11 protein-coding genes are annotated in these 12,135 nt (G+C 68.8%); 7 read left to right on the plus strand and 4 right to left on the minus strand.

All coding sequences use genetic code 11. The annotated features are described in order from the left end of the window. Positions 1-75: 75 nt before the first annotated feature. The 4 genes from HZ989_RS02540 (at position 76) to HZ989_RS02555 (ending at position 7,838) form a co-directional block, all read left to right on the plus strand. Positions 76-1,221: an AI-2E family transporter gene (locus HZ989_RS02540; RefSeq protein ID WP_209322085.1), complete on the plus strand. Its 1,146-nt coding sequence runs from the start codon at positions 76-78 to the stop codon at positions 1,219-1,221. Positions 1,222-1,661: 440 nt separating this feature from the next. After that, complete coding sequence (locus tag HZ989_RS02545) at positions 1,662-6,530, plus strand: NAD-glutamate dehydrogenase (RefSeq protein ID WP_209322086.1); 4,869 nt, start codon at positions 1,662-1,664, stop codon at positions 6,528-6,530. Positions 6,531-6,609: 79 nt separating this feature from the next. After that, positions 6,610-7,077, plus strand: coding sequence for a universal stress protein (locus HZ989_RS02550; RefSeq protein ID WP_209322087.1), 468 nt, complete (start codon positions 6,610-6,612; stop codon positions 7,075-7,077). 203 nt (positions 7,078-7,280) lie between these two features. After that, positions 7,281-7,838: a NifU family protein gene (locus tag HZ989_RS02555; protein ID WP_209322088.1), complete on the plus strand. Its 558-nt coding sequence runs from the start codon at positions 7,281-7,283 to the stop codon at positions 7,836-7,838. On the opposite strand, the gene HZ989_RS02560 is transcribed toward HZ989_RS02555, so the two are convergent. Beyond that, complete coding sequence (locus HZ989_RS02560; protein ID WP_209322089.1) at positions 7,839-8,297, minus strand: OmpA family protein; 459 nt, start codon at positions 8,295-8,297, stop codon at positions 7,839-7,841. Between the two features lie 83 nt (positions 8,298-8,380). Then, on the minus strand, positions 8,381-8,728 hold the full coding sequence (locus tag HZ989_RS02565; protein ID WP_209322090.1) for a YMGG-like glycine zipper-containing protein: 348 nt from the start codon (positions 8,726-8,728) through the stop codon (positions 8,381-8,383). A 160-nt stretch (positions 8,729-8,888) separates the two neighbouring features. Between HZ989_RS02565 and HZ989_RS02570 the strand changes: the two genes are divergently transcribed. Genes HZ989_RS02570 through HZ989_RS02580 form a run of 3 tightly spaced genes read left to right on the plus strand, consistent with a single transcriptional unit; the run spans position 8,889 to position 11,148 of the window. After that, a complete protein-coding gene (locus tag HZ989_RS02570; RefSeq protein ID WP_209322091.1) occupies positions 8,889-9,245 on the plus strand; it encodes a hypothetical protein in 357 nt (118 codons plus the stop codon). 45 nt (positions 9,246-9,290) lie between these two features. Further along, complete coding sequence (locus HZ989_RS02575) at positions 9,291-10,262, plus strand: diacylglycerol kinase family protein (protein WP_209322092.1); 972 nt, start codon at positions 9,291-9,293, stop codon at positions 10,260-10,262. A 28-nt stretch (positions 10,263-10,290) separates the two neighbouring features. Beyond that, on the plus strand, positions 10,291-11,148 hold the full coding sequence (locus tag HZ989_RS02580) for a metallophosphoesterase (protein ID WP_209322093.1): 858 nt from the start codon (positions 10,291-10,293) through the stop codon (positions 11,146-11,148). Positions 11,149-11,307: 159 nt separating this feature from the next. Here the strand turns inward: HZ989_RS02580 and HZ989_RS02585 are convergent, their stop codons facing one another. Next, entirely contained in the window at positions 11,308-11,706 is a 399-nt protein-coding gene (locus HZ989_RS02585; RefSeq protein WP_209322094.1) for a hypothetical protein, read from the minus strand. Next, on the minus strand, positions 11,706-12,083 hold the full coding sequence (locus HZ989_RS02590; protein ID WP_209322095.1) for a DUF883 family protein: 378 nt from the start codon (positions 12,081-12,083) through the stop codon (positions 11,706-11,708). The genes HZ989_RS02585 and HZ989_RS02590 overlap by 1 nt, the downstream gene beginning before the upstream one ends. Between the last annotated feature and the right edge of the window lie 52 nt (positions 12,084-12,135).

The following is a 12,135-nucleotide window of genomic DNA, read 5'->3' on the forward strand; positions in this document are numbered from 1 at the left end:
CACAATACAGCTTAAGACGCGGCCGGGGAGAGGGTTCAGCTTGACCGCTGTGGCGGCCACCCCGACAGTCCGGGCATGAAACTGCCCATCGCCGTCCCGTCCAGCACGGTCGCCCGCAACGCCCTGGTGACCCTGACCGTCGTGGCCGTCGGGGCGGCGCTCTACTGGCTGCGGGACATTCTGACGCCCCTGGCCATGGCCATCTTCCTGATGATCATGATCGACGGCGTAAAGCGGTTCATCGAGGACCGGACCAGTCTGCCGGATCATTGGGCCGGGACGGCGGCCCTGCTTGTGGTCGTCCTGGGCTTCTCCTTGTCGATCGCCTTCATCGTCAACGGCGCGGCGGGCTTCTTCACCGACATGTCCGGGGTGTCGAGTGGCATCGGGCCGCGAATCGACGCGATCATCGTCGACGGGGCCCGCGTTTTCGGCATCACCACGGCCCCTACGGCCCATGAGCTGATCGCCAGCATCGACCTGCGCGGCTATCTGATCGGCCTGGCCGGCCAGGCCCAGGGCGTGGCTTCGGGATCCTTCTTCGTTCTGGTCTATCTGGGATTCCTGCTGGCCTCGCAGGTCGGGTTCCGGCGCAAGATCGTCGCTATGTTCCCCGAGAGGGAGCAGCGCAGCGAGGCGCTGGCGGTGTTTCAGCGGGTGCGCGGCGGGGTCGAGGGCTATCTGTGGGTCCAGACCGTGACCGGTGCCATCATCTGCGCGGCCGCCTGGATCCTGATGCGGATCGTGGGCCTGGAACATGCCGAGTTCTGGACCTTCGTGATCTTCGTGGTCGGCTTCATCCCCGTGCTGGGCGGGGCGGTGGCGGGCCTGGCCCCCCCGCTGTTCGCCCTGGTGCAGTTCCCGACCTACTGGCCCGCCCTGATCCTGCTGGTCGGCCTGCAGACCATCCTGTTCGTGGTCGGCAACCTGATCCAGCCGCGCATGCAGGGCGAGAACCAGAACATCGACCCGGTCGCGGTGCTGCTGGCGCTGGCCCTGTGGGGCAAGATGTGGGGCGTGGTCGGCATGTTCCTGTCGACCCCGCTGGCGGTCATGGCCATGGCGATCCTGGCCGAGTTCAAGGGGTCGAGGTGGATCGCCGTTCTGCTCAGCGGTGATGGCAAGCCCTATGCCGACGAGGACGAGCACAGCAACCACCCTGCTCCGGCCAAGCGCTCCGTCCGCGTCAAACCGCCGCGCCCCGGAGCGGGCCAGGCCTGACGAACGGGCTCTTGCGGGTCGGGTCGGGGTTCCCATCTTTCCTTCAGGCGTCGCGGCCTTCTTCCCCCTCCCCCGGCCGTGACGGCATCGAACCTGCGCCCCCTCCCCCTCCGGCGCGGGTTCCAGACGAGGCCGTCGGACCCCCCCCGTCCGGCGGCCTTTTCTCTTTTCCGGACTGGTACACGAAAGCGCCACCCGCGATCCGCGTCTCGCAATACTGCGCATCGGCGAGGAACGCTGACCCCTCCCGCCCGTCAGCCCCGAGCGAAAGGCAACGCCGCCTCCCGTGGCGCACGACAGCCCCGGGATACAGATCGACGCCGGGCGCGCGAAGGCGCGCCCGGTGTTTTCGCTTTCCGGGCTTCCCGACGGACGCGGGCGGGCCTATTCCCGTCCCAGCACCTGGCGGTCCCAGAGCCGCGCTGAACGAGACCCTGCCCATGTCCGGCGAGCTGCGTCCTTCCGTCCCGTCCCCGACCGCGGAGGCGCTGAAGACAGCGTTCGCAAGGGCGTTGAGGGAGGGCGGGGCGCTCGATGCGATCGAGCAGTCCTTCATCGACCAGGCCGCCGACGACTACGCCGGAGACGAGACGCCCGAACTGGACATGGCCGCCATGGCCGCCCTGCTCGCCGACGCCTGGCGCTGGGCGCAGGCGCGTGGGGTCGGGGATGCCCCGACCGTCCTGGTGCAGCCAGTCAGGGCGGCCGGGGGGCTGTCGGGGGCCTATGATACCCTCTGGATCGTCCAGGACGACCGACCCTTCCTGGTCGACAGCGTCATGGGCGAACTGGCCGATGCCGGCGTCTCGGTGCGGGCGCTGTTCCACCCCGTTCTGGCGCGTGAGGCGGTGCGCGAATCGCTGATCGTCATCGTCGTCGACCCCCTGCCGTCCGAACGCCGGGAGGCCCTGAAGGCCCAGGTGGAGCAGGCCCTGGCCGACGTCCATGCCGCCGTCGGCGATTTCGACGCCATGAGCGACCTGATGGCGCGGTCGATCGCCCATCTGGAGGCCTGCCCCGGCGGGATCGATCCGGAAGTGGTGGACGAGAATCTGGCCTTTCTGCGCTGGCTGAACGACGAGCATTTCGTCTTCCTCGGTGCGCGCGACTACGACTATCCGCGCACGCCGGACGGGGGTTATGCCGCCGAGGCCCCGCTGGACCAGGCCACGGCCGGGGTCGGGGTGCTGCGCGATCCGGCGCGCACCGTGCTGCGTAGGACGTCGGAGCCGGCCGTGCTGACCGCCCAGATGAAGCGACAGATGGACCTGTCCGAGCCCGTGACCGTGGCCAAGGCCAATCTTCGCAGCCGCGTCCACCGCCGGGCCTATATGGATTACGTCGGGGTCAAGCGGTACGGCGACGACGGCCGCCCGTCGGGCGAGACCCGTTTCGTCGGCCTGTTCACAGCCGAGGCCTACGATCGCACGGCGTCCGAAGTCCCGCTGATCCGCCGGAAGGTCGCGAACGCCCTGACCCGGGCGGCCAAGGTGCCCGGCAGCCATAACGAGAAGCGGCTGAAGAACATCCTGGAGAATTATCCGCGCGACGAACTCTTCCAGATCACCGAGGACGAGCTGCTGACCTCGGCCCTCGGCATCCTGCATCTGTATGACCGGCCCCGCATCAAGACCTTCACCCGGCTGGATCCGTTCGACCGGTTCGTCTCGGTCCTGGCCTTCGTGCCGCGCGAGCGGTTCGAGGCGGCGGTCCGCGAACGCATCGGACGCCTTCTGGCCAGGGCCTGGGGCGGTCGTCTGTCGGCCTGGTACCCGCAGCTCTCGGACGCGCCCCTGGTGCGCATCCACTACATCATCGGCGTCACGCCCGGCGATCACCCCACACCGGATCCCGTGGCGCTGGAGGCGGAGATCACCGAGGCCGGCCGTAGCTGGATCGACCGCTTCGAAAGCGCCCTGCGCGCCGCCCACATCGATGACAGCCAGATCGGGGCGCTGAGCCTGAAATGGTCGGACGCCTTCGGGGCCGGCTATCGCGATCGCTACGATGCGACCGAGGCCGTCGCGGACCTGCAGGAGATCGACCGGCTGAACGCCTCGGGAACGGCCGGATCGGGCGAGCCCGTCGCGGTTCGCGCCTTCCGCTCTGCCGGCGACACGCCGCTGCAGTTCCGCTTCAAGCTGTATCACCGGGGCGCGGCGGTGCCGCTGTCCGACGTCCTGCCGATTCTGGCCGACATGGGGCTGAAGACGCTGGAGGAGTTCGGCCATGCGATCCGCCCGGCCGACGCCGGGGAAATCCACGTCCACGAGTTCCTGCTGGAGGATCCGCGCGGGGCCGCGATCGCCTTCGCTGACGTCAAGGGACCGTTCGAGGCGGCCTTTTCGGCCGTGTGGACGGGCCAGACCGAAAGCGACGGCTTCAACCGGCTGGTGTTGGAGCTGGGGGTCGGCTGGCGCGAGGCGGCCCTGATCCGCACCCTGGCCCGCTATCGCCAGCAGACGGGGCTCGATCCGTCGCAGGCCGTGCAGGAAGAGGCGCTACGGGACTATCCGGTCATCGCCCGCGCCCTGCTGAGCCTGTTCACCTGCAAGTTCGATCCCGTGCATGGCGGATCGGCGGCTGATCGTGCGGCGTCCGCGACGGAACTGACCGACAGGATCACGGCCCTGCTGATGGATGTGACGTCCCTGGACCACGACCGGGCACTGCGTCGCCTCGCGGCCCTGATCGGGGCGATCAAGCGGACCAACTATTTCCAGACGACCGGAGACGGGGGTTTCAAGCCGCACATCTCGATCAAGATCGCCTCGCGCGAACTGGACGACCTGCCCCTGCCCAGGCCCTATCGCGAGATCTTCGTCTGGGCTCCCCACATCGAGGGCATCCACCTGCGCTTCGGACCGGTGGCGCGGGGCGGCCTGCGCTGGTCCGACCGTCGCGACGACTTCCGCACCGAGGTGCTGGGTCTGGTGAAGGCCCAGCAGGTCAAGAACGCCGTCATCGTACCCGTCGGCTCCAAGGGCGGCTTCTTCCCGAAATACCTGTCGGCCATCGTGCGCGCCGGCGGTGATCGCGACGCCCAGCAGGCAGAGGCTGTCCGCGCCTACAGGACCTTCCTGTCGGGTCTGCTGGACATCACCGACAACATCGCCGCCGACGGTCATGTGACCCATCCGGCCGACGTCGTCGCCTTCGAGGGGGACGATCCCTATCTGGTCGTCGCCGCCGACAAGGGCACGGCGACCTTCTCCGACATCGCCAACGGAGTGTCCGCCGATTACGGCTTCTGGCTGGACGACGCCTTCGCTTCGGGGGGATCGGTCGGCTATGACCACAAGGCCATGGGCATCACGGCACGCGGGGCATGGGAGGCGGTCAAGCGGCATTTCCGCGAGATCGGCAAGGACATCCAGTCCGAGCCCTTCACCGTCGTCGGCGTCGGCGACATGAGTGGCGATGTGTTCGGAAACGGCCTGCTGCTGTCCAGGGCCTCGAAACTGATCGCCGCCTTCGATCACCGCGACATCTTCATCGACCCGACGCCCGATCCGGCCCGGTCATGGGAAGAGCGCAACCGTCTGTTCCAGCTGCCGCGCTCGTCCTGGCAGGACTACGATCCATCATTGATTTCGACCGGCGGCGGCGTGTTCTCGCGCTCGGCCAAGTCCATCCAGCTGACGCCCGAGATCAAGGCGGCGCTGGACATCGCCGACGACAGTCTGGACCCCGTCAGCCTGATCCGGGCGATCCTGAAGGCTCCGGCCGAGCTGCTCTATCTCGGCGGCATCGGCACCTATGTGAAGTCCGCGACCGAGACGGACGCCCAGGTCGGCGACAAGGGCACCGATGCGCTGCGGATCAATGCAGACGAACTGCGGGTCAAGGTGGTCGGGGAGGGGGCCAACCTCGGCTTCACCCAGGCGGGCCGGATCGCCTTCGCGGCCGGAGGTGGCCGGATCAACACAGACGCCATCGACAACTCCGCCGGCGTGGATACCTCCGACCACGAGGTCAACATCAAGATCCTGATCGGCGCCGCCGTCGCCCGGGGGGCTCTACCATTGACCGAGCGGGTGCCGCTGCTGGCCTCGATGACCGATGAGGTCGGCCTGAAGGTTCTGGCCCACAACTACGACCAGACCCTGGCCCTGACCCTGCAGCAGGCGGAAGGCACGGGTGCGCTCGACAGCCAGCAGCGGTTCATGCAGGCCCTGACGGCCAGGGGCAAACTCGATCGCAAGGTCGAGGGTTTGCCCGGCGATATCCGCATCGCCGAGATGAAGGCCGCCGGTATCGCCCTGACCCGGCCGGAACTGGCCGTGCTGATGGCCTATTCCAAGCTGGAGCTGGCCGACGACATCGTGGCGTCAAAGGCACCCGAAGATCCCTTCTTCGAGGAGACCCTGGTCCGCTACTTCCCCGGGCCCCTGGCGCGGTTCGAGGGCCAGATGAAGGGCCACCGGCTGCGGCGCGAGATCGTGGCCACGGTGCTGTGCAACGAGATCGTCAATATGACGGGGCCGACCTTCCCCGATCGCCTGCGCGGCGCGGCGGGTTGCGACACCACGGCCCTCGTCATCGCCTTCGAGGCGGCGCGGCGGGTGTTCCGGCTGGATGAGGCCTGGGGCGCGGTCAATGCCCTGGACCTCAAGGTCCCGGCCGAGACGCAGACGGCGCTCTATCTGGAAATCGCCACCGTCCTGCGGCGCCAGACCTTCTGGCTGGCGCGCCGGGGCGCAAGGGACGGCGCGACCGTGCAGGGTCTGATCGAGGCCTATCGTCCGGCCGCCGATGCCCTGCGCGCGGCGGGCGGCGACGTGCTGTCCCGCTTCGAACAGGGCCGGCTGGCCGAACGCCTGAAGCGGTTCGCCGACATGGGTGTGGGCGAGCAGCTGGCCCAGACCGTGTCCATGCTCCGGCCCCTGGTGGCGACGGCGGACATCGGCGATCTGGCCCGGGAAACGGGCTGGTCGGCCCCCCGGATGGCGCGGCTCTATCACCAGGTGGGCGCGGCCTTCGATTTCGACCGTCTGCGGGCGGCGGCGGGCGCCGTGCCGTCGGGCGATCATTTCGACCGGCTGGCCGTGCGTCGCCTGATCGAGGATCTGATGGGCGAGCAGGTCACCCTGACCCGGGCTGTGGCCAGGGCTTCCGATCCGGCCGTCGGCGACAGCGAGGCGACCGCCGAATCTGCGGTCGACGCCTGGATCGGTCCGCGCCAGTCAATAGTTGAGGGCGTTCGCGCCGCCGTGGACGAGATCGAGGCTTCGGGCACCGGCTGGACTTTCGCCAAGCTGACCATCGCCAATGGCCAGATCCGGAGTGTGGCGGCCTCGGCGAGCTGACGCCGTCACACTCCGGGCTGGTGGCGCTACCGCGCTTCGCGCTACTTGAGCGCAGGCGCGCGCGCCGTGGAGAAAGCCAATGCCCAGAAAGTTCCTGGTCGTCGTCGATGACAGCCCCGAGTTCGAGGCGGCGCTGCGCTATGCCGCCCGGCGGGCCCGATCGACCGGCGGCCGTGTCGCCCTGCTGCGGATCATCCCGGGCGGGTCGGACGAGCAGTGGGCCGGGGTGCGTGAGCAGATCAAGCGCGAGCAGCGGGCCGAGGCGGAAGGCCTGCTCACCCGTCTGGGCGAGGAGGCGCAGACCCGGTCGGGGGCCGCGCCCATCTTCCTGATCGAGGAGGGCGACCCCCAGGCGGCGATCCGCAAGGTCTGTGGCGAGGACCCGGAGATCAAGATCCTGGTGCTGGCGGCCGGGGGCGGGTCACGCGGTCCGGGGCCGCTGGTGTCGGCCGTGCTGAAATCGGGTGCGGCGTTCGGGGGTCGCAAGCTGCCGGTGACCATCGTGCCGGGCGAACTGACGGATGCCGAGATCGAGGATCTGGCGTAGGGTGATAACCCGCTCCCTCCCCCTCGGGGAGGGTGGCTGAGTGGAGCGAGGCCGTGTGGGGGCGGCAAGGCAATGCCGCACCAGATCAGAGTTTGTATCGCCTTGTCCTTCCCACCCCGTCGCTGCTTTGCATCGGCGACCCTCCCCCTAGGGGGAGGGAGAGGCACCTTGCGAACCCCGGCACCAAGGCGCATTTCTCGCTCATGTTCATCCAGACCGAACCCACCCCGAACCCCAATGCGCTGAAGTTCCTGCCGGGACGCGATGTGGCCCCGGACGGCTCGCGCGAGTTCCTGAGCATCGACCAGGCGACGGCCTCGCCGCTCGCCGAGGCCCTGTTCCAGCTTGAGGACGTGACCGGTGTCTTCTTCGGCGGCGACCATATCTCGGTCACCCGCGCCGGGCATGGCCGCGACTGGAGCGAGATGAAGCCCGAAATCCTGTCGGTGATCATGGATCACTTCGTGTCGGGTCAACCCCTGATGCGCGAGGGCACGGACGCCGTCGATGACGCGGAGGAAGACTCCGAGATCGTGGCCGAGATCAAGTCGCTGCTCGACAGCCGCATCCGCCCGGCCGTGGCCCAGGACGGCGGGGACATCCTGTTCGACGCCTTCGACGCGGAAAGCGGCGTGCTACGCTTGCGGATGCGCGGGGCCTGCGCCGGCTGTCCGTCCTCGGCCATGACGCTGAAGGCCGGCGTCGAGCAGATGATGCGCCACTACGTCCCCGAAGTGACCAGCGTCGAGCAGGTGCTCTAGCTAGGGCCGCACGGCCTCGACCAGGACTTCGGTGCGACGCCGCAGGGGCTCCTGCACGCCATCTGGGCTGACGGCACCGGCGTCCCCCGCCGCCGTAATCTCGAACGCGGGCACAGGCCAGCCTGCGGCTGTCAGTGCCTCTGCGACCGCCAGGGCACGGCGCTCTGACAGGTCCTGGTTTGTATCAGCGGCACCGGTTCCGCTGGCCAGGCCCAGGACCTTGACCGACGTGATGCGGCAGCCCTGGAGCTGGGTCGCCGTGAGGCCGATGGCCTCCAGCGCCGGGCCGGTCAGCCGGTCCTGTTTCTCGTCGAAATAGATGTCGAATCGCCGGGCGGCGCAGGCATTGGGCACCGTGACCAGGGCGTCGCGATCCATGGAGCCAGATCCCATCGAACAGGCTGACAGGCCCGCCGCGCCCAGCGAGGCGGCCAGAAGAATCGCCCGCGTCGTCATCATCGCCCTGTGTCCCTGTGTTCGCTCAAACATAGGGCGGCCCGCTTTTCGACGAGCCGCCCCGAGAATCGTCAAGACGTTAGCGCCTAGTAGCGGCGCTGGCCATTCTCCCAGTAACACTCGTTCTGATTGTTGTCGTAGCAGTAGTAGTACTGACCGCGGTTGTCGCGATAGCGTTGCTGGTTGTTGCGGTCGGCTTGCGAGCCTCGTACCGCACCGACAGTACCACCGATCGCGCCGCCGATAAGGGCTCCGGTTGCAGCGTTGCCGCTGCCGACGTTGTTGCCGATGATGGCGCCGGCCACCGCGCCGATGCCGGCCCCGATCGCGCCCTGGCGGACGGTCTGGTTGGGGGTGCTGTTGCCGTAGGGGTCGGTCGCGCAGGCCGATGCGAGCAGGCCGGCGACGCCGATCGCGATGATTGCCGTCTTCATGGATGTGTCCTTCATTCCTGATGTTCGCCCCGAGAGCGAGAACGCTGGAATATAGCTCAGGTTCCGCGCCTATGCTCGATGCTGACGATGACATAGGCTGCAGCGGACCGTGCGAGGGGCACCGGATTCGAACACGTCAGCGTTTGTGAGGAGTTTTTCGATGCGTTTTCCTGAGCCGGTCCGGATGTCGGACGATCATGCCAGCCCGGTCTGGGCCCGCACCAAACGCCGGTCGGGCGGCGGGGGCGGTGGCTTCGTCGGTCTTCTGGTCACGCTTCTGGCCCTGTTCGGCGTGTTGACGGCGGTCCTGGGCATCAAGGAGCAGTCTCTGGCCAGGGGCGGCGCGCTGATGGACGGCTGGATCACCGCCGGCGTCACCTCCGCCAGGGGCCTGGTCGGCCAGGCCCCGGAAGCGGCCGAAAGCGCGGCCGACAAGGCGGGGGCTGCGGCCGAAAAGACCGGCGACGCGCTTCAGGCGGGGGCTGCGACCACGGCCAAAGAGCTCAAGACGCAATAGTCACGCTTGGCCGGAACGCGGGCGGGACAGGCGCGTTCGGGCGTGATGAACGCCACCACCCCGCCCTCGCCCGTGCCCATGGACCTGCCCGAGACTGCACCTGTCGAGGCGGTCGCTGAACCGCGCGCCCTGACGCCCCACGTCGCGATCTCGCGCGTGGTGATCCTGGTCAACACCCTGTCCGGCTCGGTCGGACCCCGGGCGGTCGCCGAGGTCGAGGCCATCATGGCCGACTATCCCTGCGAGGCCGAGATCGTCGAGCTGGTCGGCGCGACCATGGACGCCCAGATCGACGCGGCCCTGGCGTCCAACCCCGATGTCCTGTTCGTTCTGGCCGGAGACGGCACGGCGCGGGCCGCGGCCTCCAGGGCCGGACCGGGGGGCCCTCTGGTCGCGCCGCTGCCGGGCGGCACCATGAACATGCTGCCCAGGGCGCTCTACGGCACCGGCGACTGGAAGCTGGCGCTGCGCGAGGCGCTGGAGAACGGCTCGCCCCGGTGCGTATCGGGCGGCCTCGTCGAAGGACAGTCCTTCTATTGCGCCGGCATCTTCGGCTCGCCCGCCCTGTGGGCCCCCGCGCGCGAGGCGATGAGGACCGGGAAGCTCAGCCTGGCCTGGACCTACGGGCGACGTGCGCTGAAGCGGGCCTTCTCGGGCAAGATCCGGGTCGAACTGGACGGCGGCAAGGTCCGTCGAAGCGAGGCGCTGGCGTTGATCAGCCCGATGATCTCCAGGGCGATGGACGACCCCATCGGGCTGGAAGCCGCGGCCATGGATCCGGCCGACGCGGCCCAGGTTTTCCGCCTGGCGGCCAACGCCCTGTTCAGCGACTGGCGCCAGGATCCGTCCGTGGTCACCCAGCCGGCGCGAAAAATCCGCATCCGCGCCCGGTCAAGGATTCCGGCGGTGCTGGACGGGGAGCCGACCCTGCTGCATCACGACACCATGGTGACGTTCATTCCAAAGGCCTGGCAGGCCCTGGCCCCCGATCTCCGTCCGCAGGGCGAGGCTGACTGATGCGGCGGTCCGCCCGGAGAACCACCCGGTGAGGACCGGCCGCCTGCTGCAGTTTTCCGACGTCCATTTCGGCGTCGAACATCCCCATGCCTGCGCCGCCGCGCTCGAATACGCCCACGCAACGCCCAGCGACCTGATCCTGATCACGGGCGACATCACGCAAAAAGGTCTGCCCGACGAGTTCGCCGCCGCCGGGGCCTGGATCGGGGCGATGCCGACGCCGCGCTTCGTCATCGTCGGCAATCACGACGTGCCCTATTACAGCCTGGGTGCCCGCCTGTTCCGGCCGTGGAAGGCGTTCGAGGCCGCGACCGGTCATCCGGCCCATGACGGCGAGTTCATCTCCGACAGCCTGATGGTGCGCGGCGTCGTCACCGCGCGCGGCTGGCAGGCCCGGGCCAACTGGTCCAAGGGCGTGATCGATCTGAACCAGACGCGCCGCGCCGCCGAGGCCCTGCGCCAGGCCCCGGTCGGCGCGCTGCGCATCCTGGCCTGCCATCACCCCCTGATCGAGATGATCGGCACCCCCATGACGGGCGACGTCAAACGCGGCGACGCGGCGGCCGGAATCTTCGCCGAAGCGGGCGTGGACCTGATCACCACGGGCCATGTCCATGTGCCCTTCGCCATTCCGATCGACCTGTCGGACCGTTGCTCCTACGCCGTCGGCTGCGGGACCCTGTCCAGGCGCGAGCGCGGGACCCCGCCCAGCTTCAACCAGATCGAGTGGTCGGCCCACGAGATCGTGGTGACGGCCATCGCCTGGGACGGCCAGACGTTCAAACCCGCCGAGAGCTGGCGTCTGCCCCGTCGTCAGGACACCCGGCACACGGCATCCGCTCCCGATCCGGCGACGCCGGGAGCCCTGGAAGCGGCCATGAGCTGAAGCCGGAAAAAAGCCGCGACCCGGGAGGATCGCGGCTTTGGGTCTTCTGGCCCAGGGTCGGCGGTCGATCCCGGTCCGCCTGGAACCTGATCTGAGCGAGGGCATGATGCATGCTTTCGGCGGGACCCACGATGTGGGTCCACCTCAAACGATCAGGCCCTAGCGGCGGCGGTAACGGCCGTTGGACTTTTCGGTGAAGGCCGCCGCCACCATGGTGGCCAGCGCGGGATTGCGCAGGAAGATCCAGCCGCCGGCCAGGGCCGCGACCGTGCCGAGGATCGGACGGCTGCGGAACAGGGCATAGGCCCGGCCACCCAGACCTTCCGGCTCGAGCGCCTCTTCCTCCTCGAATGCGCCACCGGCGCCCAGGAAGACCACCGCCACGATCACGGCGACCAGGGCGAAGGCCCCGGCCGTGACCGCGGCCGCCCCCAGCGGCGGCAGCACCAGGGCGAGCGCATAATAGAGCGTGGCCCCCAGGGCCACGACGACCACGAAGGCGCAGCCGGCGACCACGAAGGCCGCCGCCAGTTTTTTCACAAGCCCCTTGACGATCATCAGCGGCGGCGACCGGCCAGCAGGAGACCCAGCACCACGCCGACGCCGAGGGCGATGGCCGTGGACTGAACGGGGCGCTCCTGCACCCGCTCGGTGATGTAGCGCTGCGCCTCGTCGAACCGCTCGGACGCGTCGTCGTAATACTCGCGGCTGCGGACGCGGGCCTGATCGTAGTAGCCGCGAGCCTGCTCACGCAGTTCATCGGCGCGCTCACGCAGGCGGGCGTCGGCCTCGGCGGCTTTTTCGCGCAGGCGGGCCTCGGTTTCCGCAGCCCTGGCCTTCAGCCTGGCGGCTTCCTCGCGCGCGCCAACCTTCAGGTCCTCCTTGAGGGTGTTCAGGTCGTTCTTGATGTCTTCACGCGCCTTGCTGGTGGACATGATCCCACTCCGTTGATGCAGCTTTGCGATAAATAGGAGGCTTGTCGGCTGA

This window comes from Brevundimonas sp. AJA228-03, assembly GCF_017795885.1.
Lineage (GTDB): Bacteria > Pseudomonadota > Alphaproteobacteria > Caulobacterales > Caulobacteraceae > Brevundimonas.